Below are 25,513 nucleotides of genomic sequence, written 5' to 3'. Positions count from 1 at the left end.
CTATTATTCAGCAGTTTCAATAAAGTTGCTTAATGTTTCAAGTGCTTCAGCTTCGTCATTTCCATCTGTAATAAGCGTAAATGTTGTTCCATGACCCATGGCTAAGCTCATAAGACCCATGATGCTTTTTGCATTTACCTTTTTATCACCTTTTTCAATAAACACTTCTGCCGAGAAACGGCTCGCCTCTTGAACAAATAATGCTGCAGGTCTTGCTTGTAATCCAGTTTTTCTTTGAACTGTCACTTCTTTTTTTAACATTTTTTTCTCCTCCTTAATCGTTTATAATTTTTCTGTTTGAATCTCTTGACCATTTCGTAATTTATCTGCAATCTGATCAATTTTTCGTAAGCGATGGTTCACACCAGATTTACTAACGGTCCCCCCATCAACCATCTCACCAAGTTCCTTTAGAGTAACGTCCTGATGCAATACACGTAATTCGGCAATTTCACGTAATTTCGCTGGAAGCTGATCTAAACCAATCATTCGATCAACAAGCCGAATATTTTCTACTTGTCTTAATGCTGCCCCAACGGTCTTGTTTAAATTAGCTGTTTCACAATTAACAAGACGATTTACCGAGTTACGCATGTCCTTCATGATTCGAACATCTTCAAAGTACAGCAGTGCCTGATGTGCGCCAATGATATTAAGAAACTCAGTGATTTTCTCGCTCTCTTTCATATACGTGATGAAACCCTTTTTACGTTCCAATGTTTTTGCATTTAATTCATATTCGTTCATTAATTCACATAAAGAATCATTATGTTCCTCATAGATTGAGAAAATCTCTAAATGATAAGACGAGGTTTCGGGGTGGTTTATAGAACCCCCCGCTAAGAAAGCTCCTCGTAAGTAGGCACGCTTACAACAATTGGATTTTGTTAATTGTTTTGAGATTGTTCGAAGAAAAACAAAACCTTCTCCTAAGATACCAAGCTGCTCTAACAATTCTTTTGCCTCGTGCTGCATACGAACGAGATAGACATTGTTTTTTTTCAGTCTCATTTTTTTTCGAACAAGCAGCTCCACAAACATGGAAGGATAGACTCTCTTAATAAGTGTATAGATTCTCCTTGCAATCGCCGCATTCTCTGTCGTTACATCTAGACCAAGCTTCATTTGACTGAACGAAAGGGATCCGTTCATCCGGATAAGTGCTGCAAGCTCTGCTGTAGCACAGCAGTCTTCTTGTTCAAATTGGGTTAATTCTTTTTTCGTTTTGGCTGCAAAGGACAAAGTCCTCACTCCTTTCAGCCGTGTAGCTCTCTAATACCCTTTCCCTACACGAACAGTAGTCATTCTTACATTCGTAAAATAGCCTTTGACACTTTAATAGCATCGTGACGCAACATATTTTCTCGTTCGATTACAAAATGATCAAGTACAACGGATACTCCCATTGAATTTATCCGATTTACATCAACAACAACAGGAACAGCCCCTTCGCTTGCATAACGCGCTCGAACTTCAGCTGACACCGGCGCTCCATGAACAACAATTTCATCGACCAAAGTACTGCCACAGTGATCAGAAATGGCTTGAATATGGTCTCCTGCTGTATAGCCTTCCGTTTCTCCACTTTGTGTCATTACATTGCAAATATATACTTTCCGCGCTTCAGACTGTTCGATCGCTTGAGTAACTCCCGGAACAAGAAGGTTTGGGATAACACTAGTGTAAAGGCTTCCTGGTCCTAACACAATAATATCGGCTTCCTCAATTGCTCGAATAGCCGACTGCAATGGTGAAATATCTTCAGGCGTTAAAAAAACACGTTTTATCTTTTTTTGTTCTAACGGAATGAGGGATTCCCCTGTCACAATCGTTCCGTCTTCCATTTCTGCATGTAGCACAATGCTGCAATTAGCCGCTGGATAAACATTTCCACGAACATTTAACACTTTGCTTAATTCAGTAATGCCTCTTGAAAAATCACCTGTAATGGATGTCATGCCCGCAAGCAGCAGATTACCTAGCGAGTGCCCTGACAAGCCATTTCCGTTTGAAAAACGGTGCTGAAAGAGCTCTTCCACCAAAGGTTCGACTTCAGATAAAGCAATTAAAACGTTTCTCACGTCTCCCGGAGGAGGGATGTCTAGTTCTTTTCGGAGTCGACCGGAACTGCCGCCATCATCAGCAACTGTTACAATAGCAGAAATGTCAACTGGGAACGTTTTTAATCCTCGAAGCAATACTGATAACCCGGTTCCTCCTCCAATCACAACAACATTTTTCTTTTTCACTTATGAGTACCTTTTCCTTTATCTTTATCAATGTCTCGATGGCTAACATGCAATACATATTCATCAGCAAAAGCTTCTCCAAAGTGTTCAGCAAGTGTCACAGAACGATGCTTTCCACCTGTGCAACCAATACCAATGACAACTTGACTCTTTCCTTCACGCTTATATTGAGGCAGCATGAACTTCAACAAGTCAGTTAATTTCTCAATAAATTGTTGAGTTTCTGTCCATTTCAATACATATGATGAAACTTCTTCATCTAGCCCTGTTTTCGGTCTCATGTGGTCAATATAATGAGGATTCGGAAGAAAACGTACATCAAAGACGAGATCGGCATCAATCGGCATGCCATACTTAAAACCAAATGACATCATATTAACGGTAAACGGATGCTTTTCCGTTCCAGAAAATCTTTGAATAATTTTCTCACGTAACTGGATTGGTTTCATGTCCGTTGTATCAATAATTTGCTGCGCTCTGCCCTTCATATCCTCAAGCATCTCGCGCTCTAGTCGAATACCTTCAAGCGGCAGACCATTTGGTGCTAATGGATGAGCACGTCTCGTCTCTTTGTAGCGCTGGACAAGTTTTGCATCCTTTGCATCTAAGAAGATAATCTGCAGCTTAAATTGTAAATGCGGAGCGTGACTTATCGTATCGATTGCTTCAAATAGGTGATCAAAAAACTTCCGTCCACGTAAATCGATAACAAGCGCTACTTTATTCATTTTTCCATTTGAACCTTCAATCAGTTCAATAAATTTTGGAATAAGAGCTGGGGGTAAATTATCGACGCAAAAATAGCCAAGATCCTCAAAGCTTTGGACGGCCACTGTCTTTCCTGCCCCAGACATTCCCGTAATAATCACAATCTGTATTTCTTCGTGCTCGATACTCACCCTCATCACCCCTCTATATCTATTCTGAAGTTAATCGGTATGACACTAGATTAAAATCTTTTGTGTAATAAAACGTTCCGTGCATGACTCCTTGATCATGTAACACATGTTCAAACATATACTTATCACCGGCTGCCATTGGCAGTCCCTGTACATCCTTTATACTTTTCCATTCGAGCTTGCCTTCTGGAGAGTGTTCAACCATGTCACCTTTAAAACTCGTTGCATGGAACGTGAACATCATCCATTCATTCACCGGCTGATCATTTTCTAGTATTACGATGGTAAAAACAGCACGCAGCTTCGCATCTTCTACCTGAAGACCTGTTTCTTCCCGAAACTCACGCTCAGCTGACTCTTTTATCGTTTCACCAAGTTCCATTTTGCCGCCAGGTGCAACCCACCAGCCACGGCTTGGTTTTTGTAATAATAATGCATGCTCTCCATTCGTTAATACACAGTTAGTAATCCGTTGCAACAGCTTCACCTCACGTTCTATTACTTTATTATACAATTAATTAAAAGGTCTAACAATTGCTAGAATTAGGGAACTTTTTTGAACGTAGGTCTTTTGAGGAAAAAAAAGGGCACGGACCTAATCGTCCGTGCAAATGTATATAAAAAAAGGGGGTCAATTACTTATTTATATCTTACCCCTTTTATATTTCACTCGTGTTACAACCGGATTAACGTTTGATATCAAAAAGGATTATTTTTCCTTTTAATTGTAATGTACGAAGCCTTAGAAACCCCAAAATACCTCAGATATGAAATCAAGTGTAAAACCTTTTGCCGGTCATACACTTGATTCTAAGCTATCTTATGCTTTTGACTTCTCTGCTAGCATTTCTAAATAATGCTGTACATTTTGAGCGGCCAAGCTTCCGTCACCTGTTGCTGTAACAATTTGACGAAGTGACTTTTCGCGAATATCACCAGCTGCAAAAATTCCAGGAACTTTCGTCTCCATTTCTTCGTTTGTTTCAACATAGCCCTCTGCATTGGTGATTCCTAAGTTTTTCACACTTTCATTTAAAGGCAACATGCCAATATAAATAAACACGCCATCTGTTTTAAATTCTTTTTCCTCGCCATTTTCAGTACTAACAAGCGTGACACTTCCGACTTTGCCATTTTCATCATTGATTTCTTTTACTGTATGGTTCCAAATGAAATCAATTTTGTCATTATCAAATGCGCGTTGTTGTAAGATTTTTTGTGCACGTAACTCATCACGACGGTGAACAACGGTTACTTTTGTTGCAAAGCGCGTTAAATACACTGCTTCTTCAACAGCAGAGTCTCCGCCACCAACAACAACTAGCTCTTTCCCTTTGAAAAAGGCACCATCACATACAGCACAATAAGAAACTCCGCGTCCGCTTAGTTCTTTTTCACCAGGAACACCAATCTTCTTGTATTCTGCACCTGTTGCCACAATGACCGCACGAGCTTTAAATTCCTTGCTACCTGCTTTGACGATTTTAAGGTCGCCTTCATCAACGATCTCTTTCACATCGCCATATCCATATTCAGCACCAAACTTTTTAGCATGCTCAAACATTTTAGTAGAAAGCTCTGGCCCTAGAATATGATCAAACCCAGGATAGTTTTCCACGTCTTCTGTATTCGCCATTTGTCCACCTGGGATTCCGCGTTCAACCATGATCGTTGAAAGACCGGCACGAGATGTGTAAACAGCAGCCGTCATACCTGCAGGACCAGCCCCAGCTATGACAACATCATAAATTTTTTCCTCACTCATTATTGGTCCACTCCTTTAGAACACTCTTTTTCACTTGTCTAAATCTACGTCTTTTCACTAATATCGTAGCGAATTGACTTGTGAATGTCTATCTATCTGCTCAGCTATTCAACCCACATATCAAACTGGATTTGATCGGGATTTACTGGCTCCTTATTCGTAATTATAAGTGCTGTTTTGGCTTGCTTTGACCCAAGTTCTTCTGCACGTTTAAATAATTGGATCGCTTTATGTCGATCATGACAATGATACATTGCTACAGCATAACCAAACAGCAATTCAGACCGTTGTTCCAGTTCCCACCTGCTTAATTCCTTTAGTCGGTCATAAGCAACTTGAAACTCTCCAACCGTACATAATGTTTCAGCTACTTTGACATAATGGTCCCCATCAATCGGGTAGACACGACGCAAAGAACGAATATACGGTTCTGCACCTTTAGCATCCCCACTTTTCGTGTAAAACAAAGCTAAATTACACAGTGTAAAAAGATTTCCTGGATCTTTTTCAAGGATGGTTTGACAAATTTCAAAAGCAGAATCCTCTCCTAGACGAAAAAGAGCTTCTGCTAACTGGTTATGTGCAGTCCAATAGGTTGGATGCTCATCAATAATTGTTTGCAAAACGGGAATAGCTTCTTGAATGTTGCCCCGCCTCACTAAATAACGTGCACGCTCAAACTGAGCGATCAATTCATCTTCGTCTTCTTCAAGGTCATCCCAGTCCTCATCTTCTTCTCGTTCAAAACGAAGCAATTCTAAAAGATCTTTTGCATCTTCTGTAAAGCGCTCGTCTGGACTTAACTCTAAATAGCGCAACGTCATTCGTTCAGCTTTCTCAAAAAGTCCAAGGTATGCATAATTATTTGCCATGAAGAAATAGCATTCTGCTACATCTTCTTTTTCCGCTAACACATTTTCTAATATTTCATTTGACCGTTCATATTCTCCAATTTCAGAAAGCACTGCTGCCAATTGAACATGAAAAACAGGCTCAGTGTTCGTTAGCTTAACTGCTCTCTCTAACAGCTTGATCGCACGTTGTAAGTGGTTCTTTCTGTACGCTTCGATTCCCCTATGAAAGAAATAATCCCCACTTTGAAACAAAGGAACAACTTTGCCCTTTTCCTGTTCGTCTTTTGGTTTTAATCCCATGAAGTTTTGTTACCTCCAGCTTCTCAATCATAACAAATAGTATACATCATTTTAGACAGCGTGGGAACGAAAAAAAGGGTACAGAAAGTGGCATACCGTTTGCCTTTTTCTGTACCCCAGTGGGTAGGGGTCAGACCCCTTTTTTTGTCAACTACTTTTTATGTCTTTCCTCTAAAACAGCTAATACATCATCGAGCGGTAGCTTTTGTTCACGAAGGAGTACTAAAAGGTGGTACAGCAAATCCGAAACTTCCCACTTTAATTCTTCCGGGTCACGATTTTTCGCAGCAATGATTACTTCTCCTGCTTCTTCCCCAACCTTTTTCAAAATTTTATCGACGCCTTTTTCAAACAAATACGTCGTATAAGCTCCTTCCGGCATTTCCGCTTCACGCTGTGCAATGACCTGTTCTAACTCGTCAAGGATCGCAAAGCGAGTAGGGTTGGTACGAACAGCTTGATCTTCAAACAACGAATCAGAAAAGCACGAATAGTCCCCTTTGTGACACGCCGGCCCTGCAGGTACAACAAGAACAACAATCGCATCACTATCGCAATCATAGCGCATATCAACAATTTGCTGTGTGTTCCCTGATGTTGCTCCTTTATGCCATAACTCTTGGCGAGAACGAGAATAAAACCATGTTTCTCTCGTTTCCAGTGACTTCTGTAACGATTCTTTGTTCATATAGGCTAGTGTCAAAACTTCCTTGCTCGCAGCATCTTGCACAATCGCAGGAACGAGTCCATTTTGATCAAATTGGATTTTTTCTATGCTCATCGAACGGCCACACCCTTTTCTTTTAAATATGTTTTCACTTCTGCGACCGACGTTTCCTTGTAATGAAAAATTGATGCCGCCAGCGCTGCATCTGCTTTGGCATCCTCAAACACATCAGCAAAGTCTTCTTTCTTTCCTGCACCACCTGATGCAATAACTGGTACCGTAACAGCTGCATTCACTGCTTTTGTCAACGCGAGGTCAAACCCCGTCTTCGCCCCGTCTTGATCCATGCTTGTTAATAAAATCTCGCCAGCGCCAAGACGTACAGCTTCCTTCGCCCAATCAGTTACTTCCCATTCCGTTGCTTCACGGCCGCCATGCGTATAAATCCGCCATGAACCAAGCTCATCATCATATTTTGCATCAATCGCTACAACGATACACTGCGAACCAAAAAAGTCCGCTCCTTCTTTAATCAGCTCCGGACGCTTCACCGCTGCCGTATTGAGCGATACCTTGTCTGCTCCAGCTCGTAGCACACGTTTCATATCTTCTAGCGAATTAATTCCGCCCCCTACGGTAAAAGGAATCGCAAGTGTACCTGCTACTTGCTCCACGACTTCCACCATCGTTTCACGCCCCTCGTGCGAAGCGGAAATATCCAAGAATACTAACTCATCAGCGCCTTGCTCATCATAAAAAGCAGCAAGTTCAACTGGATCACCTGCATCTCGTAAATCGACGAATTGAACACCTTTTACGACACGCCCATCTTTCACATCCAAACAAGGAACGATACGTTTTGTTAACAACCTATTCGCCCCCTTGCAATGCTTCTTCTAATGTGAATTGGTTCGTGTATAGTGCCTTCCCGACAATTGCCCCACTCACTCCGCGATTTTTACGCTCACGAAGCTCCGTCAAATCAGCGAGTGAACTCACGCCTCCAGAGGCAATGACTTGCTTGCCAGTTGCTTCTGCTAAATTCGTAATTGCTTCTGTATTAGGACCAGATAGCATGCCATCACGTGAAATATCGGTAAAAATAAACACTTCAGCCCCGTGACGAGCAAGCTCCTGCGCTAATGTCTCAGCTTTTACTGAAGACGTTTCAAGCCAGCCCTCTGTGGCAACATAGCCATCACGAGCATCTAGCCCAATGGCAATTCGCTCACCGCCATATGTAGCTAACATTTCTTTTGTGAACTCAGGATTATTGACAGCTACACTACCTAATATGACACGGTCTACCCCTTGCTCAAGATAAAAAGCCACATCTTCAGCCGTACGAATACCACCGCCAATTTGCACTTTCGCATCAAGCTCTTTAGCAACACGAAGCACGTGCTCATGGTTCACACGCTTTTTCGCTTTCGCCCCGTCTAAGTCAACCATATGAATCCACTGTGCCCCGGCATCAGCAAATAACTTCGCCATGTCAAATGGCGAATCGCCATACACGGTTTCTTGATCATAATCTCCTTGTACAAGACGCACACATTTTCCGTCTCTCATATCAATCGCTGGATAAATAACAAAATTACTCACAACTTTCTCCTCCTTGCGTGACAAGCTCCCCAAAGTTACGAAGGATCGCCATACCTACGCTGCTGCTTTTTTCTGGGTGGAACTGCGTCCCCATTACGTTATCCCTGCCAACTACAGCTGGAACCGTTACATCATATTCACTCGAAGCAATTAACACGTCCTCGTCCTTATGCTTGACGACATACGAGTGAACAAAATACACGTGCCCCTCTTCAACGTCTTGTAAAAGTTTGTGTTCACGCTTATGGAACGTTAACTTGTTCCAGCCCATGTGAGGTACTTTGTATGTTTCACCATTTGCCGTATGACCAACAAAGCGCTCCACGCGACCAGGTAAAAGCTTTAACCCTTCTGTCTCCCCATGCTCCGCACTTTCCTCAAATAAAAGCTGCATGCCAAGGCAAATCCCTAAAAGCGGCTTTCCTGATTCCGCCCATTCACGTAAAAATTCCGTTAAGCCCATCTCATTCAACGTCTTCATCGCATCTGGAAATGCCCCAACACCAGGAAGAAGAAGTCCATCAGCTTTTTTCAATTGTTCAATATCATCTGTTACCACGTAGTCTAGCTCTAAGCGCTCCAGTGCTTTACTGACACTGTGCAAATTCCCCATCCCATAATCAACAATGCCGATCATCTTATAACATTCCCTTCGTTGACGGGACGCCTTTTACCCGCTCATCGATACTCGTTGCTTCATCCAAGGCACGTGCTAATGCTTTAAACACCGCTTCAATCATGTGGTGTGTATTATGCCCATAGTGGACGATAATGTGTAAGTTCATTCGTGCTTCAAGAGCGAGCTTCCACATAAATTCGTGCACGAGCTCAACATCAAATGTCCCTACTTTCTGACTTGGGAACTCAGCGCGGAACTCAAGATGCGGGCGGTTGCTTAAGTCAACAACGACTTGTGCTAACGTCTCATCCATTGGTACAAATGCATTTCCATAGCGGCGAATTCCTTTTTTATCGCCAAGTGCTTCTTTTAACACATGTCCTAAGCAAATGCCGATATCCTCCGTCGTATGATGATCATCAACTTCCGTATCTCCGTTTGCATCAACGGTTAAATTGAAATGACCATGCTTTGTGAACAGATCAAGCATGTGCGTTAAAAAAGGTACGCCTGTTTCTAATTCTGATCTTCCTTCTCCATCCACAGTAAAGTCCAACTTAATTTGCGTTTCACCTGTATTTCGTTCGATCTGTGCGCGACGTTCTGTCATCTACTTTTCCTCCAACCTAATATCAATTGCTCGTGCGTGTGCTTCCAATCCTTCTAAACGCGCAAGAGCTGAAATTTTGCAGCCATGTTCTTCCATGGCTTGTTTGCTATATGAAATAATGCTTGATTTTTTTGTGAAATCATCGACATTGAGTGGGCTCGAGAAACGAGCAGTTCCATTTGTTGGTAGGACATGGTTCGGTCCTGCAAAATAATCCCCAACCGGCTCAGAACTGTAAGGTCCGACAAAAATCGCTCCTGCATGACGGATTTTCCCGATTAAGTTCATCGGTTCTTCTGTTAGAATTTCCAAATGCTCAGGTGCAAGTTGATTGACAACATCAACTGCTTCAACTAAATCCCTCGCAACGTAAATCACACCGTAATCACGAATGGAGGCTCCGGCAATGTCACGTTTTGGCAGAGTCGTAAGCTGCTCTTGTACTTCTTTAGCGACCTCTTCAGCAAGCACCTGTGATGCAGTTACTAACACGGCTGATGCTTGCTCATCATGCTCGGCTTGAGATAGAAGGTCAGCTGCAATGTAACGAGGATTCGCTTTTTTATCAGCAAGAACCACGATTTCACTTGGTCCTGCAATCATATCAATATCAACCGTTCCAAATACAGCACGTTTAGCTAACGCCACGAAAATGTTACCCGGTCCTGTAATTTTATCAACGAATTGAATTGACTCTGTTCCGTATGCAAGAGCGGCAACTGCTTGTGCCCCGCCAACTTTGTAGATTTCCTTCACTCCTAGTTCCTTCGCTGTTACAAGGACACTAGCTGGGAGCAATCCATCTGCCCCAGCTGGTGACACCATGACAATGCGCTCGACCCCAGCCACTTGAGCTGGAATGACATTCATCATAATCGATGATGGGTAGGCTGCTTTGCCACCTGGCACATAGACACCAACAGAATCTAGTGGAGTGATTTTCTGTCCAAGAATCGTCCCATCTTCTTTTGTGGTCATCCACGATTGACGCTTCTGACGCTCGTGGAAATCTTTAATGTTTACGATCGCCTCACGCAACGCTGAAATCAATTCGTCATCAATCTCTGCGTACGCTCCTTCAAGTTCTTCCTCCGTTACTCGTAGACTCGTAAGCTCTGCTCCATCAAATTTTTTTGTTAATTCAAATAGAGCCTTATCGCCTTGTTCTTTTACTTGAGCAATGATCGCTTCTACCGCTTCTCGTTGCTGCTCTGTTCCTGTGTCAATATCGCGCTTAATGCTTACCTCTGCTCCAACTTTGACGATTTTCATGCTTCTTCCCCCTCGATCACTCGAGAAAGACGTTCGACCATTTCATCAATACGCTCGTCCTTCATACGGTAACTAACTGGATTGACAATCAAGCGGGAAGTAATCGGCACAATTGTTTCAAGCTCTACTAAGCCATTTTCCTTTAATGTTCTTCCAGTTGATACGATATCAACGATGCGATCAGCGAGCCCAATTAATGGTGCCAATTCAATTGAGCCATTCAATTTAATGATCTCAACTTGCTCCCCTTGCTCTTTAAAATATTGTGTTGCTAGGTTCGGATATTTCGAAGCGACCTTTGGGTTGATGTCTTTCTTTTCATAATTCGGAAGGCCGGCAACTGCCAAGTAACACTCACTAATTTGCAGGTCGAGCACTTCGTAGACAACGCGCTCTTCTTCAATCATCGTATCTTTTCCAGCTACTCCAACATCGGCAACACCATGCTCGACATATGTAGGTACATCCATTGGTTTCGCTAGGATAAAACGCATGTTTTCCTCTGGCACATCGATAATTAACTTCCGAGAATCATCAAACTCTGCCGGTAAGTTGTAGCCTGCTTTTCGCAGCAATTCTAATGCTTCTTCAAAAATTCTCCCCTTCGGCATCGCGACCGTTAACCATTCTGCCATCTTATGCGTCTCCTTTCTTTGCACCAATGAAGTAGTGTACGTCAGTAAATTGTTCTGACATTCCGTCGACATCTTCAACCCCGGCAATGTCTTGCACGACGACGGACTCGCCTTTTCCTCTTAGGCTTGCCGCTTCTTGGAATGCTTCAGCACGTCTTTCTTTGCTAAAGACGATGCATGTTTTTTTCTGCTTTGTATTCATTTCGCCTAGTGCTTCAACAAGTAAATCTAGACGAACTCCAAATCCTGTTGCCTGACCAGGACGCTCAAATTTGCCAAGTAGCTCATCATAACGTCCGCCACTACAAAGCGGTACACCTAAATTGCTTCCATAGCCTTCAAATACCGCTCCTGTGTAATAACTCATATGAAGGACTAAATTCAGATCTAATTTTACATATTGTTCAATGCCGTAGCTCTCTAATACTTGCCATAACTCAGTAAGTTCAGCAAGCGCTTTTGACCCTTCTTCGTTAGAAACAAGCTTCGCTGCTTCTTCCACTGTTCCTTTGCCACCGCGTAGCTTTAATAGACCAAGAAGTCTCCCTTTATCAATGGAAGAGATCGGCAAGCTTTTCACATGTTCACGAAACCCAACATAATTTTTTTCATATAAAAAACGACGCAGCTCATCTGCACGCTCTCCAACAATATCTTCTAAGAGCGCGTTCACATAGCCAACATGGCCAATCGCAATTTTAAAGTGAGACAAACCAGCACGTTTTAACGCTGATGCCATAAGCGCAATCACTTCACCATCGGCACTAACCGTCCCGTCTCCTATTAATTCCACACCAACCTGCTCAAATTCTGCTGGTTTTCCAGCCTCATGCTGCTGAGCTCTGAAAACCGTTGATTGATAGGAAAGTCTAAGTGGATACGCTTCTCCCTTCATACTAGAAGCAACGAGTCTTGCAATAGGCGCTGTCATATCAGGACGAAGGACTAACGTATTTCCTTGTTGATCTAATAATTTAAACAACTGTTGATCTAAAATCGCTGACGCAAGACCAACCGTTTCATAATATTCTAACGTCGGGGTTTCAATCATTTGATAGCCCCATCCAGACATTTCCGTTTCCAATTGCTGACGTACCTGCTTTTTCATCTCATACATCTCTGGTAATGTATCGCGCATTCCAAGTGGTTTCTCAAACATAAGTGGCTTAGACATTGATTTCACTCCTCGTTCTTCTCCGTTGTCTGCTTTTTTGTGCAGCTCTCCGACATCTTTTTTCTATCTTTCCTATCATTCGCGATTTTTGTCAAAATACCTGTTTTATTTCAAGAAAATGTCTATTTTGCTTTAGTTCGCTAATGTGCTAATAAGATAAAGTATACTGTTAGTTTACATGGAGGTCCGAACAACGTCAACCATTTTGATAGAATTATCTTATAATTCAGTTGGTACATATTGGCGACTTTTGATTTTTATTAGAAATTTCAAATATAATAGCGGTTTTTCAAGCTATATTAGCTCCTTCACCAAATATAAAAAAGCTGTCAAGCACCTTTCTACTTAACAGCTTCCTCTTAGTCATCCATTTTATCTCGAATCACTTGCATCGGATTCCCACCGACAAAAGCGCCAGGTGGAACATCACGATATACAAGCGTTCCAGCTGAGACCACTGCCCCATCACCAATGGTAACTCCCGGTAAAATTGTCGTATTTGCACCGATCATCACTTCATCGCCAATAACGACATCACCAAGACGGTATTCTTTTATTAAATACTCGTGTGCCAAAATCGTTGTGTTGTAGCCAATAATCGAGTTACGGCCAATTGTAATACGCTCTGGAAACATGATATCCATCATGACCATTAATGCTACCGCTGTCTCATCGCCAACTTTCATCCCGAGAAACGTCCGATATAACCAATTTTTCACGCTAATCCAAGGTGTGTAGCGAGCAATTTGAATCACTATAAAATTTTTCACAACCTTCCAAAAAGGAACGGTCTTGTAAATTTGCCAGAGCGAATTGGCCTCTTCTACAGGGTATCGCTCTGTTTTTCTGCTCATTGCTTTTCCACTCCGACAATAGCTAACAAGTCACGCATGTTAGATAGCGTATAATCTGCTTCAAACGTCTTAATTTTTTCTGGTCCTTTGATCGACCAACCTACAACAGCTGTTGGAACACCTAGATTCTTGCCGGCTTCCACATCGAAAAGGCTGTCTCCAATCATCATTGCTGATTCTTTAGAAGAACCTAGTGCTGCAAGCGCCTTTTCAAGAGGCTCTGGATTGGGCTTTGCGTTTTTAACATCATCCAATCCAATCACAACATCGAAAAATTGATCAAGTCCTGTAAGCTTTAAACCCATTAAGGCTGTTTTCCTAATTTTTGTCGTGACAATCGCAAGCTTGTAGCCTTCTTTATGAAGGCGTTCAACCGTTTCATAAACGCCCTCATATTCAGTTACGAGTTCATCATGTTTTTCGTGGTTAAATGTACGGTATGTTTGAATCATTTCATCTACACGCGTGGCATCAACCGATTCAAAGCTATCTCGAAGCGGTGGCCCGATAAACTCAATTGCATGCTCACGCGTGTATTCACCTGGTTTGTATTGCTCTAACGTATGAAGAAATGAAGCAATGATTAGCTCATTTGTATTGATTAAGGTTCCATCTAAGTCAAACAATAGTGTATCAATGTTCATAAGTCGCTTCCTTTCGCTCTAGCTCTTGTTTTTTCTCCAATCGGTTCCAAATATAAGCAATGGCCATTGTTAACAAAATTGCAGTGACGAGTCGAATAATCAATAGCGGCCAAACTGGAATACCTAGTGGAATAAATATGAGTGTATCCTCGATGACTGCGTGACAAGCCACGAGGAAAATAAAGACTAAATATAAATCTTTTTTTGCTACACCATCTTCTTTTGCGGCTTGAATCATAACCCCAGCACCAAATGCAAGACCAAATAACAGACCAGATGCTAGTGTGGTTGACGTATTTTCCTTGATTCCTAGCATTTTTGTAAATGGAGCCATCGCTTTTGATACTAGTTTTAACCAGTTTCGTTCTTTCATAATCTGAACGACAATCATAAGCGGGATCACAATCATCGCAAGCTGGAGAATTCCAAGCGTAGCACTTGTAACTCCTTGCCAAGCAATGGCAAGCCACCCACTCACTTCTGGCTGACCCGTGCTAGAAACAAACCCATACTGTGCTGTTTCCTGTCCACCAGACCAAAATAGATTGATCATGAAGGCCGCGAAAAGAGCCAACCCGATTCGCACAACTAGTACGACAGACATTCGAATTCCTACTTTTGTCGCGACCGCTGATTCAATAAACAAATTATGCGAGAAAGAGAGCATTACCGCTAAAATGAATACCTCTTTCACCGTTAGTTCCAACGTTAATATCGCACCAATGGCGGCGTACAAGTTTAAGACATTCCCAAGTACAAGCGGAATTGCCGCCTCTCCAGGTAATCCAATCCACCCCATCACTGGAGCTAATAAGCCCGCCAACCATTCAAGGACTGGTGTATATCCTAAAATCGTTACGATTAAGGTGATTGGAAAAATGATTTTTCCTAGCGTCCATGTCGTCTGTAAACCAACAAGAAGCCCGCGTTTTAGCATCCCCAATGGTCTCTCCCTCCACTTACTCCCGTTCTATTTTTATTGGGTAAGTTTTTTATAAAAAAAATAATAATAAAAAAATTAGTTAAAGCTTAAAATCTTCTCGCTTCTCGAAATATTACTTCCCTCTTTATGGTGCGCTCACTGCTTCAAAATAGTATAAAAAGGTAGAGCGCCTTTTTGTATTGTATGTGCGAACATGTTTGCAGTGGCTTCACTCGCCGTGCGCTTTTTGAGAAGTTCGCTCAAAAAGCTTAAGACATTACGGCGGCTTCGCTCACTGCTTCGAAATAGTATAAAAAGGTAGAGCGCCTTTTTATACTATTTCTTTTTCTTTGTTTTGTTTATTGTTTGCTTCGTTTGAGCTGTAATAGCCGGGTCATGGTAGTTTGGTGTATTTGGTTGTTTCCGACGGTAAATTGTAAAGATGACAGCAAAGACAATTAGAATAATTGATGCCACTTGTGCTGTTTTTAGAACGCCGCCAATAAGTAAGTAATCTAGACGAATCATCTCAAGGAAAAATCGCGCAAATGAATAGTATACTAAATACGTCATGAAGATTTCACCTTGTTTTAAGTTGAATCTTCTTAAATAGATTAGTAAGAAGAAGCCTAGTAAGTTCCAAATCGATTCATATAAAAAGGTCGGATGATAATATGTACCGTTAATGTACATTTGATTGATAATGAAATCTGGCAGCATTAAGCCTTCTAAAAACTCTCTTGTTACCGGACCACCGTAAACTTCTTGGTTCATGAAGTTACCCCAGCGGCCAATTGCTTGAGCTAATAACAAACTCGGCGCGGTAATATCAGCAATTTGCCAGAATGAATAACCACGTTTTTTACAAAAGAAATATGCTGTCAGCATTCCCCCTATGACCCCTCCGTGAATCGAAAGGCCACCTTCCCAAATATAAAACATTCGAATCGGGTTATCCGCAAATTGCTCCCAACGGAAAATGACATAATAAAGTCTTGCTGATAAAATCGCAATTGGCAATGCAAATAAAAGCAAATCGGCATACGTTTCTTTTGGATAGCCACGTTTTACCGCTTCTCTCGTTGCGATCAGGTACCCAATAAACACACCTAATCCTATTAACGCTCCGTACCAATAGATCGTAAATGGGCCGATCTCGAGAAAAATTCTGCTATAAGGTTGTATCGTCTCTTCCACGTTTTCACTCTCCCTTTCTACATATCAAAACAAGGCGCGTTCATAATCGAACACGCCGCCATTATACCACACTCTTAACGAAATTCGTCGTGATCGCCCTCTTCAATAACATCTGTTAATCGTTCAGAGAACTCTTGAGCCGCATCAAAGCCAAGGCGTTTTAGTCGAAAATTCATAGCTGCGACTTCAATAATAACAGCCAAGTTTCGTCCAGGTCTTACAGGTACAGTTAATTTCGTGATCTCTGAATCAATAATTTTCATTTTCTCTTCTTCTAATCCTAGACGATCATATGCCTTCTTCTGATCCCAAAGCTCTAAGTTAATACATAGAACAATGCGTTTGTGTGGACGAACAGCCCCAGCACCAAATAACGTCATCACATTAATGATCCCTAATCCGCGGATTTCGAGTAAATGTTGAATCAAGTCAGGTGAACGCCCAACAAGAGTCCCTTCATTCTCTTGACGAATCTCAACGGAATCATCCGCTACAAGTCGGTGTCCACGGCGAACTAAATCGAGCGCTGTTTCACTTTTTCCGACACCGCTATTTCCTGTAATTAAAACACCAATCCCATAAATATCGACAAGTACCCCATGAACTGCGGTCATAGGTGCAAGTTCACTATCTAAGAAGGTTGTAATGCTACTACTTAAACGCGTTGTTGCCATACTTGATCTCATCAAAGGCACCCCGACCTTTTCTGCCGCCTCAACCAACTCAGGAGGTACCTCCAAATCACGTGAAATGATAATTCCAGGTGTATCATATGTACATAGCTTTAACATTCTTTCTTCTCTTTCATGTTGCTTTAAATGCTCGAAGAATGAAAGCTCCGTTCGACCTAAAAGTTGCAAACGTTTTGCTGGATAATAGGTAAAATATCCTGCCATTTCGATCCCTGGTCTAGAAAGATCACTTGTTGTAATCGGGCGATAAATTCCTTCTTCTCCAGCGATTAATTCTAAGTTAAAACGCTCTAATAAATTATTTGCTGTAACTTTTGCCACTGCGCTAATCCCACCTTCACATCTCTATGCTAACTAAATGGAGTGAATACCTTTTCCATTTTAGCATGTTTTACGGGATAGCATTTCATACTTCTACAATTTTTTTATAATCAGATCATCACGGTGAAACAATTACATATTGGATACAACTCTTTTTATGAAGGCTTTTTCTTAGGTGCATTTCATGGGAAACGGTCTTCATCGGAGACATGGTGGAGTTTTCACACGCATTTTTCATACAAAGCGTCCTTCATTGGAGAATGAAGGACGCTTGTGCTTTCCATATTGGTAACGATTTACAGCTACAATCAAATCCTATTTTTTCCTCATTGGTTTTACGACAAATGTTTGGATGATCGCTATCAAAATAGCTGCTATGATAGCCATTCCGAAACCATCAATCACAAAAGCACTTCCCATTAAAGCAGCCGTAAACATGAGTGTGATCGCACTAATTACAAATAAGAAAAGGCCAAGTGTGAGGACAGTAATCGGTAATGTTAGCACAACAAGAATCGGACGGACAATAGCATTAACGATCGATAAGAGCAAACTCGCGATGAAGGCAGCTACAAAGCCTGATACATAAAAGCCGGCAAATAAATACGCAATCCCCATCAAAATTAAAGCATTGATAATTAACCCAATAATCCACCTCATCAGTCTCTCACATCCTCTTCATTCGGAATTATGAAAATGGCAATGATGTAGCCAATGATGAACGGGAAAAACCCTGTAACGAAAAACAAAATCACAGCTAGCAAACGAATAATCGTTGGATCAACTGAAAAATACTGTGCTAGTCCACCACATATCCCTGCAATTTTGCGATCATATTGTGTCCTAAACAAACGTTTCATTGATTCTCACCTCTTTCTTTTTAAGAGAAAGGAAGACAAAACATCATATTCCGCCTTCCTTATTTGGTTCTTATTCCTGATCTTTCACTAGAACAGATCCTGTATTCGTTAATGCATTCACCTTCACACGTGGTGACGAGTGTTGATTCCCAATAAAGCTCAATGACTTTTGGGCGAACTCTTTCTTTTCTTCTAACGTTTCGTAATCACCCATGTCAATCGTAAAGCCACCTACGTTTGTTTTCAACTTCCCTTCAATCCGGTTTTCTTTCGGAATAAACAGATGAATGCTACCGGTAGTCGCCTTCAAATCCGCATAGCCTGATTCTTTTAACTGATCAAGCTGATACGTGATCGAGCCATTGACTGTTTCTGCATCAAAGTCCTGCACTTTTCCTCGTAAACTAATGCCACCATGAATCGTTTTTGCATCGAAAACATCGATTTCGACTTGCTTGTATTCAATCGGTCCGTTTACTGTTTCAGCCATCGCTTTTTTCGCTTTAACAGAAGAAAACGCAAGAGGACCATTGATCGCATTGACGTCAAGTGTATCTGTTTCAAATGACGCACCTTCGACCTGACCATTAAATGTATATAGCTTAATATGATCAAACGATTCTTTTGGTACATACACCGTTGTTTGGACTTTAATTGATTTCGTTTTCGTATGGAAAAGCAACTTACGCTCATCTACCCGAAACGATGACTCTTGTAAAAAGACGCGACGTGCCTCATCACTATCCCTTACCCGATATACCTTCGCTTTACACTCCACTCTTACATCTGACTCATCCCAAGGCTTAAATGTAATCGAGCCATTTTCAAGCGAAACATCTAGTGACTTAGGTGAAATATCACGATGCTGAAAAATATGATCGACTTCAATCGATGCCCCAAAATTAAAATCTAAATCGACATCTTTAATTTTTTGAATTGTGCTTTCAATAAAGGAGGTAAACAAGTTTGCCGTTGAATGTGCCGCCTGCCTTGCGCGCTGGCGATATTGCTCACCCTCATCCCAATCAACCTTTGTCGAAACTTCTCTTCTTGGTTCTTCTCTCTTATTGCTCTGGGCCGACTCGCTTTTTTCCATCGCCTCTAGCAGTTTAACTCCTTCTTCAGCTGTAATCTTTCCATCTTCAATCATCTTCAAAACCATCTTACGTTCTTCCAACAAACTCACTCCTCATCTATAATTATGAGCCATAATTCCAACAAACAAAACGATACCTACACTATTGTATTACGAAACAAATAAAAAAGATGTTTCAAATCTCAAGAAAAAAAGTGCTTTTCTTTTTTTCTTGAGATTTGAGCAATGTGCGGAGCCGACGTTATGGGTTTAGCCTTTTGAGTGCCCTTCTCAAAAGGCGTACGGCGCGCGGAGCCATTGCCGTTCTTCCTCGATTAATAAAATGCTTTTCTTTTTTCTTGAGATTTGAGCAATGCGCGGACCCGCCGTTATGGGTTTAGCCTTTTGAGTGCCCTTCTCAAAAGGCGTACGGCGCGCGGAGCCATTGCCATCTATAGTGCTCGTGGTCTTAGTTTTCTGCTTTTTTTAATTTTGGATACTATGATGGCTTACTTGTGACCCTCCTTTATCGGCTTTTCCTTTTTTAGTTATTCAGATCCCGTTTCTAGTACCGTATTTTACATGGTTTTCATTTTTTAAGTACCTAAACCACTCTTCTGGTACCCTATTTTGGCCGATTTTCTTTTTTTAAGTACCTAAACCCCTCTTCTGGTACCCTACTTTGACCGGTTTTCTTTTTTTAAGTACCTAAACCCCTCTTCTGGTACCCTATTTTGGCCGATTTTCTTTTTTTAAGTACCTATATCGCTTATCTAGCACCCTGCACCCTTCTTTGACACTGTCACTTTTTTAAGTACTCAGATGCCCCTTATCTCCCTTCATTATTTTTCACACACTCCCTACAAGCATACAACCAAAAAGACGTGAGCCACTTACTCGCTCACGCCTACAACATCAGGTTGTCAGTTCTTTTTCACGCACCAATTGATCCATCCGTTCTTTATCTCGCTCTAAGATCGGTTTTAAATACTTTCCTGTGTAAGAACCTTCGACTGCTGCAACGTCTTCTGGTGTACCTTGTGCGACGAGCTGCCCGCCTTTGTCGCCACCTTCAGGTCCTAAGTCAATAATGTGGTCGACCGTTTTAATCACATCTAAATTGTGCTCAATAACAAGGACAGTATCACCATTATCTACGAGGCGTTGCAAAACTTTTAATAAGCGATCAATGTCATCGACATGAAGGCCAGTTGTCGGCTCATCTAAAATATAGATCGTCCGGCCTGTGGCACGTTTATGAAGTTGAGAAGCTAGTTTCACACGTTGCGCTTCCCCGCCAGATAGCGTCGTAGCTGGTTGGCCAAGGCGAATATAGCCTAGCCCTACATCAACAAGAGTTTGAATCTTTCTATTGATCTTTGGAATGTTGGCGAAAAACTCTAAGCCTTCTTCGACCGTCATTGCCAATACATCAGCAATCGTTTTGCCTTTATATGTGATATCAAGCGTTTCACGATTGTAGCGCTTGCCCTCACATACTTCGCATGGCACATACACATCAGGTAAGAAATGCATTTCAATTTTAATAATTCCGTCACCGCGGCATGCCTCACAGCGTCCGCCTTTTACATTGAAGCTAAAGCGTCCTTTTTTGTAGCCTCTCACTTTTGCTTCATTTGTAAGGGCAAATACATCACGAATATCATCGAATAACCCCGTGTATGTAGCTGGATTCGAACGAGGCGTCCGTCCGATTGGAGATTGATCGATTTCGATCACTTTATCAATTTGGTCTAGCCCGACAATTTCTTTATGTTTTCCAGGTTTATCCTTCGCACGATGAAGCTTTTGTGCTAATGATTTGTAGACAATTTCATTAATGAGTGTACTTTTCCCAGAGCCTGATACCCCCGTTACCGCAATAAAAACGCCGAGCGGGAAGGTTACAGAAACATTTTTTAAATTGTTTTCACTCGCTTTTTTCACACTAAAAGAACGTCCATCTGATTGTCTTCTCTCATTTGGAACTGGGATGAATTTTTTTCCGGATAAGTACTGACCTGTTAATGAATTGTCATCATTCATAATTTCTTCTGGTGTTCCCTGTGCGGTAATTTGCCCGCCATGAACACCTGCACCTGGACCGATATCAATAATATAGTCAGCTGCGAGCATTGTATCTTCATCGTGCTCGACGACAATTAATGTATTTCCTAAATTTCGCATATGTTCAAGCGTTTCAATTAAGCGGTCATTATCGCGTTGATGTAATCCAATCGATGGCTCATCTAAAATGTAAAGAACCCCCATTAACGATGAACCGATTTGTGTGGCAAGACGAATTCGCTGAGCTTCTCCGCCGGATAATGTACCTGCTGAGCGGCTTAATGATAAATAATCCAACCCTACGTTAATTAAAAATCCTAAACGATCATTGATTTCTTTTAAAATTAATCGAGCGATCGCCATATCCTTTTCTGACAGCTCAAGTTGTTCAAAATATACTTTCGCATCCTTCACAGAAAGGGAAGCGATTTGCCCTAAATGCTGACCGCCGATAAAGACAGCAAGCGCTTCTTTTTTCAGACGGTACCCTTTACAAGTCGGACAATGCTTATGCGTCATATATGCTTCCATTTGCTCACGAATATAATCTGAGCTCGTTTCTTTGTAGCGGCGGGCGACATTGTTGACGACCCCTTCGAATAGGACGAGGTTTTCGCGAATTTGGCCGAACTCATTTTCATAGCGGAAATAGATTCGCTCTTTCCCACTCCCGTATAAAATTTTATCAAAAAGAGCTTCGGAAATTTGTTCAACAGGTATATCCATATCAATTTGATAATGGTCACACACCGCTTCTAATAGCTGCGGATAGTACTGTGAGCTCGTTGGCTCCCATGCTGCAATCGCATGCTCCTTTAGTGATTTCGTACGATCTGGAACGAGTAAGTCAATATCAACTTCAAGTTTTGATCCTAAGCCATCACATGAGGGACAAGCTCCAAATGGACTGTTAAATGAAAACATTCGCGGTTCAAGCTCTGGAATGGAAAAGCCACACTCAGGACAAGCGTGATGCTGACTAAAAAGCAGCTCCTCTTCGCCAATGACATCAACGAGTACACGACCACCTGCTAACGCAAGTGCTGACTCAAGAGAGTCTGCCAAGCGCGTATCGATTCCTTCTTTTATGACAATTCGGTCGATGACGACTTCTATGCTATGTTTTTTGTTTTTATCGAGCTCAATTTCTTCCGCGACTTCGCGCATTTCTCCGTCAACACGAACGCGAACATAGCCTTGCTTTTTCATGTCTTCTAGCACTTTTACATGCGTCCCTTTACGACCTGAAACAAGTGGGGCAAGGATCTGCATTTTCGTCCGCTCAGGGTACTCAACGAGACGATCAACCATTTGCTGAATCGTTTGGGACTCAATTTCGATTCCATGCTTCGGACAAACTGGCTTTCCAATTCGGGCATACAACAAACGCAAGTAATCAAAAATTTCCGTTACGGTACCGACCGTTGAACGAGGGTTGCGGCTTGTCGTTTTTTGGTCGATAGAAATGGCAGGTGATAAGCCTTCAATGGCATCTACATCCGGTTTATCCATCTGGCCTAGAAACTGGCGAGCATAAGCAGAGAGTGACTCGACATAACGCCTCTGTCCTTCCGCATAAATCGTATCAAACGCAAGCGACGATTTCCCAGAACCCGACAAGCCTGTTAACACAACGAGCTTGTCGCGTGGAATGGTTACGTCTATGTTTTTTAAGTTATGGGAGCGCGCTCCTTTTACTACAATATTCTCTAATGCCACCGTTTCCTCACCCTTCCGCTTTTAATTCAAGAACGAGGTCACGAAGTTCAGCTGCACGCTCGAAGTTCAATTCGCGCGCGGCCTCCTTCATTTCCTTTTCCATTCGTTCAATCATTGCTTGTCTTTCTTTTTTATTCAGCTTCTGTGTTGGTGCAGATGTATAGTTTTCTTTACCTGCGTCTTCTGCAACTAATGTTGCTTGAATGACGTCTGGAATTTTCTTTTGAATCGTCTTTGGTATAATGCCATGCTTTTCATTATGTTCTTCTTGGATCGAGCGACGACGTTTTGTTTCTTCTATCGCTACGTTCATCGATTTTGTTATTTTGTCTGCATACATGATGACATGCCCATTTGCATTTCGTGCGGCACGACCAATCGTTTGAATAAGAGAACGATCGGAACGTAAAAATCCTTCTTTATCGGCATCTAAAATGGCGACAAGCGAAACTTCCGGAATGTCGAGACCTTCCCGGAGCAAGTTAATCCCAATAAGTACATCAAACGTTCCCATTCGGAGCTGGCGAATAATCTCGATCCTCTCTAACGTTTTTACTTCCGAATGCAAATAGCGTACACGAATGCCAATTTCTTTTAAATAATCGGTTAAGTCCTCAGACATTTTTTTCGTTAATGTTGTGACAAGCACTCGTTCATTCCGTTCGACACGAGCGTGAATTTCTCCAATTAAATCATCAATCTGGCCTTCAATTGGACGAACGTCAATTGTCGGATCAAGCAAGCCGGTTGGTCGAATGATTTGCTCGACCATCTTCGGTGTATGCTCAAGCTCATAAGGTCCAGGCGTCGCTGATACGTACACAGCTTGGTGGACCTTTTTCTCAAACTCCTCAAACCGAAGAGGTCGATTATCAAGAGCTGACGGCAATCGGAAGCCATGGTTTACAAGGACCTCTTTACGCGCGCGGTCCCCGTTGTACATTCCTCTTACTTGAGGAACCGTCACATGCGACTCATCCATAATAAGCAAGAAATCCTCTGGGAAGAAATCAATAAGCGTATATGGAGTAGCTCCAGCTTCACGAAGCGTTAGATGACGTGAATAGTTCTCAATTCCTGAGCAAAACCCCATCTCTGCCATCATCTCTATATCATAGCGCGTTCGTTGCTCCAAACGCTGCGCCTCCAGCAACTTCCCTTCTTCATGCAGCTCTTTCAACCGTTCCTCAAGCTCAACTTCAATGTTCGTGATCGCTTTTTTCAATTTTTCTTCGCGTGTAACGAAGTGGGATGCCGGGAAGATCGCAATATGATTTCTCTCCCCTTTTATTTCTCCAGTAAGGGCATCAACTTCTGTCATCCGATCAATTTCATCACCAAAAAACTCAACACGAATACACTGCTCATCACGTGAAGCTGGGAAAATCTCAACAACATCGCCTCGCACACGGAATGTTCCTCGCGTAAAATTGATATCATTACGATCATACTGAATGTCAACTAGCTTACGAAGCAACTCATTTCGGTCCATCTCCATCCCAACTCTTAGGGATACTACGAGCTCCCGGTATTCTTCTGGTGAGCCTAAACCGTAAATACAAGAGACACTGGCGATAATTATGACATCGTTACGCTCAAATAACGCACTCGTTGCAGAGTGACGAAGCTTATCAATTTCATCATTAATGCTTGCATCCTTTTCAATAAACGTATCGGAACTTGGTACATACGCTTCTGGCTGGTAGTAATCATAGTAGCTGACAAAGTATTCAACGGCATTGTTAGGAAAAAATTCCTTAAACTCACTATAGAGCTGACCGGCAAGAGTTTTGTTATGAGCCATGATTAACGTAGGCTTGTTCACCTCTTTAATTACGTTCGACATCGTGAACGTTTTCCCCGTTCCTGTTGCCCCTAACAATGTTTGATGCTTCTCTCCTTTTTTCAAACCTTCCACAATCTTTTTGATCGCTTCAGGCTGGTCTCCTTGCGGTTGATAGGCTGATACCAACTCAAACGTTTCACTCAAACCGACTACCTCCCAACGAACTGTTCATAAGTAGAAGTATTATACCATAGACTACCAGTTACAAAGCAAATAATACGAACATCTGTTTTTGCTATTTTTTTATAAAAAACCTCAAAGATCAACGTAGATCTCTGAGGTTGCTAGTTTACTATTTATTTTTCTTCTAAAATCTCGTGTGTTCTTTTATAGTTCTTATGGTTCACAGCTGTTCTTGAATAAGGAAAATCTGCTTCTCTTCCTTTTACAGGGAACTCCAAAAACTCTGCGGCGACACTATTGTTATACACAGCAATTACTTTCATTTCCAGGCCATCATAAATGATTTTTTCATTTAGCACGGCTGCATTTTCATTTATTTTCTCTTCCTTTTCAAAAGCCATAGACAAATTCCTCTTTTCCACTTATTATTATATCTTTTTAAGTATCCTTTTTAGTTTAAAATGACTATTCTACATGATCAAGTCATTTTTTTCAGATTACTAGTTTTTCCTTTTTCAGCACACCTTACGTAAGAATTTCAAAA

Annotated in this window: 26 protein-coding genes; all 26 read right to left on the bottom strand. The window is 41.7% G+C overall.

The genetic code is table 11. The features are described from left to right. Positions 1-3: 3 nt before the first annotated feature. The 26 genes from SAY88_RS05250 to SAY88_RS05125 all read right to left on the bottom strand — a co-directional run bounded on the left by SAY88_RS05250 (position 4) and on the right by SAY88_RS05125 (position 25,370). The gene (locus tag SAY88_RS05250) at positions 4-261 is read right to left on the bottom strand and encodes an HPr family phosphocarrier protein (protein ID WP_332629948.1); all 258 of its coding nucleotides are present in this window, start codon (positions 259-261) and stop codon (positions 4-6) included. Positions 262-282: 21 nt separating this feature from the next. Next, entirely contained in the window at positions 283-1,242 is a 960-nt protein-coding gene (gene whiA / locus SAY88_RS05245; RefSeq protein WP_332629946.1) for a DNA-binding protein WhiA, read from the bottom strand. Positions 1,243-1,307: 65 nt separating this feature from the next. Beyond that, positions 1,308-2,249 (bottom strand): gluconeogenesis factor YvcK family protein, encoded by a 942-nt coding sequence (locus SAY88_RS05240; RefSeq protein ID WP_332629944.1) that lies wholly within the window; start codon positions 2,247-2,249, stop codon positions 1,308-1,310. Beyond that, positions 2,246-3,148 carry an RNase adapter RapZ gene (gene rapZ / locus SAY88_RS05235; RefSeq protein WP_332629942.1) on the bottom strand — a complete coding sequence of 301 codons (903 nt, stop codon included), beginning with the start codon at positions 3,146-3,148 and terminating at the stop codon, positions 2,246-2,248. Before rapZ ends, SAY88_RS05240 begins: the two co-directional genes overlap by 4 nt. A 19-nt stretch (positions 3,149-3,167) precedes the next feature. Then, positions 3,168-3,626: an NUDIX hydrolase gene (locus SAY88_RS05230; RefSeq protein WP_332629940.1), complete on the bottom strand. Its 459-nt coding sequence runs from the start codon at positions 3,624-3,626 to the stop codon at positions 3,168-3,170. Positions 3,627-3,968: 342 nt separating this feature from the next. Continuing rightward, a complete protein-coding gene (gene trxB, locus SAY88_RS05225) occupies positions 3,969-4,913 on the bottom strand; it encodes a thioredoxin-disulfide reductase (protein ID WP_332629939.1) in 945 nt (314 codons plus the stop codon). A gap of 104 nt (positions 4,914-5,017) precedes the next feature. Continuing rightward, positions 5,018-6,067, bottom strand: a complete 1,050-nt coding sequence (locus tag SAY88_RS05220; protein WP_332629936.1) for a tetratricopeptide repeat protein — start codon at positions 6,065-6,067, stop codon at positions 5,018-5,020. Between the two features lie 151 nt (positions 6,068-6,218). Beyond that, positions 6,219-6,848, bottom strand: coding sequence for a bifunctional phosphoribosyl-AMP cyclohydrolase/phosphoribosyl-ATP diphosphatase HisIE (gene hisIE, locus SAY88_RS05215; RefSeq protein ID WP_332629934.1), 630 nt, complete (start codon positions 6,846-6,848; stop codon positions 6,219-6,221). Beyond that, positions 6,845-7,603, bottom strand: coding sequence for an imidazole glycerol phosphate synthase subunit HisF (gene hisF / locus SAY88_RS05210; RefSeq protein WP_332629932.1), 759 nt, complete (start codon positions 7,601-7,603; stop codon positions 6,845-6,847). Before hisF ends, hisIE begins: the two co-directional genes overlap by 4 nt. Before the next feature lies 1 nt (position 7,604). Then, positions 7,605-8,339, bottom strand: coding sequence for a 1-(5-phosphoribosyl)-5-[(5-phosphoribosylamino)methylideneamino]imidazole-4-carboxamide isomerase (gene hisA, locus SAY88_RS05205; RefSeq protein ID WP_250097879.1), 735 nt, complete (start codon positions 8,337-8,339; stop codon positions 7,605-7,607). After that, the gene (gene hisH / locus SAY88_RS05200) at positions 8,332-8,976 is read right to left on the bottom strand and encodes an imidazole glycerol phosphate synthase subunit HisH (protein ID WP_332629930.1); all 645 of its coding nucleotides are present in this window, start codon (positions 8,974-8,976) and stop codon (positions 8,332-8,334) included. Before hisH ends, hisA begins: the two co-directional genes overlap by 8 nt. A gap of 1 nt (position 8,977) precedes the next feature. Then, entirely contained in the window at positions 8,978-9,568 is a 591-nt protein-coding gene (gene hisB, locus SAY88_RS05195) for an imidazoleglycerol-phosphate dehydratase HisB (RefSeq protein ID WP_250097877.1), read from the bottom strand. Further along, positions 9,569-10,840: a histidinol dehydrogenase gene (gene hisD / locus SAY88_RS05190; RefSeq protein ID WP_332629928.1), complete on the bottom strand. Its 1,272-nt coding sequence runs from the start codon at positions 10,838-10,840 to the stop codon at positions 9,569-9,571. Next, entirely contained in the window at positions 10,837-11,475 is a 639-nt protein-coding gene (gene hisG / locus SAY88_RS05185) for an ATP phosphoribosyltransferase (RefSeq protein ID WP_034626799.1), read from the bottom strand. The genes hisD and hisG overlap by 4 nt, the downstream gene beginning before the upstream one ends. A gap of 1 nt (position 11,476) precedes the next feature. After that, positions 11,477-12,649 (bottom strand): ATP phosphoribosyltransferase regulatory subunit, encoded by a 1,173-nt coding sequence (locus tag SAY88_RS05180; RefSeq protein ID WP_332629923.1) that lies wholly within the window; start codon positions 12,647-12,649, stop codon positions 11,477-11,479. A 359-nt stretch (positions 12,650-13,008) separates the two neighbouring features. Beyond that, entirely contained in the window at positions 13,009-13,503 is a 495-nt protein-coding gene (locus SAY88_RS05175) for an acyltransferase (RefSeq protein WP_332629922.1), read from the bottom strand. After that, the gene (gene ppaX, locus SAY88_RS05170) at positions 13,500-14,147 is read right to left on the bottom strand and encodes a pyrophosphatase PpaX (protein WP_332629920.1); all 648 of its coding nucleotides are present in this window, start codon (positions 14,145-14,147) and stop codon (positions 13,500-13,502) included. The genes SAY88_RS05175 and ppaX overlap by 4 nt, the downstream gene beginning before the upstream one ends. Beyond that, positions 14,137-15,090, bottom strand: a complete 954-nt coding sequence (locus tag SAY88_RS05165; protein WP_332629918.1) for a nucleoside recognition domain-containing protein — start codon at positions 15,088-15,090, stop codon at positions 14,137-14,139. Before SAY88_RS05165 ends, ppaX begins: the two co-directional genes overlap by 11 nt. 315 nt (positions 15,091-15,405) lie before the next feature. Continuing rightward, positions 15,406-16,266, bottom strand: coding sequence for a prolipoprotein diacylglyceryl transferase (gene lgt / locus SAY88_RS05160; RefSeq protein WP_332629917.1), 861 nt, complete (start codon positions 16,264-16,266; stop codon positions 15,406-15,408). Between the two features lie 74 nt (positions 16,267-16,340). Next, positions 16,341-17,279 (bottom strand): HPr(Ser) kinase/phosphatase, encoded by a 939-nt coding sequence (hprK, locus tag SAY88_RS05155; RefSeq protein ID WP_332629916.1) that lies wholly within the window; start codon positions 17,277-17,279, stop codon positions 16,341-16,343. Positions 17,280-17,594: 315 nt separating this feature from the next. Next, positions 17,595-17,939: a phage holin family protein gene (locus SAY88_RS05150; RefSeq protein WP_332629915.1), complete on the bottom strand. Its 345-nt coding sequence runs from the start codon at positions 17,937-17,939 to the stop codon at positions 17,595-17,597. After that, entirely contained in the window at positions 17,939-18,139 is a 201-nt protein-coding gene (locus SAY88_RS05145) for a PspC domain-containing protein (RefSeq protein ID WP_250097859.1), read from the bottom strand. Before SAY88_RS05145 ends, SAY88_RS05150 begins: the two co-directional genes overlap by 1 nt. A gap of 70 nt (positions 18,140-18,209) precedes the next feature. After that, positions 18,210-19,325 carry a DUF4097 domain-containing protein gene (locus SAY88_RS05140; RefSeq protein WP_332629912.1) on the bottom strand — a complete coding sequence of 372 codons (1,116 nt, stop codon included), beginning with the start codon at positions 19,323-19,325 and terminating at the stop codon, positions 18,210-18,212. A gap of 804 nt (positions 19,326-20,129) precedes the next feature. Continuing rightward, positions 20,130-23,000 (bottom strand): excinuclease ABC subunit UvrA, encoded by a 2,871-nt coding sequence (gene uvrA / locus SAY88_RS05135; protein WP_332629911.1) that lies wholly within the window; start codon positions 22,998-23,000, stop codon positions 20,130-20,132. Positions 23,001-23,007: 7 nt separating this feature from the next. Continuing rightward, entirely contained in the window at positions 23,008-24,990 is a 1,983-nt protein-coding gene (gene uvrB, locus SAY88_RS05130) for an excinuclease ABC subunit UvrB (RefSeq protein WP_332629909.1), read from the bottom strand. A gap of 152 nt (positions 24,991-25,142) precedes the next feature. Then, positions 25,143-25,370 carry a DUF2187 family protein gene (locus SAY88_RS05125; protein ID WP_332629908.1) on the bottom strand — a complete coding sequence of 76 codons (228 nt, stop codon included), beginning with the start codon at positions 25,368-25,370 and terminating at the stop codon, positions 25,143-25,145. Between the last annotated feature and the right edge of the window lie 143 nt (positions 25,371-25,513).

Source organism: Halalkalibacter flavus, from assembly GCF_036663575.1.
Classification (GTDB): domain Bacteria; phylum Bacillota; class Bacilli; order Bacillales; family Bacillaceae_D; genus Halalkalibacter; species Halalkalibacter flavus.
Note: the sequence above shows the minus strand (reverse complement) of the source record. Positions and strands in the feature narration are given on the sequence as shown.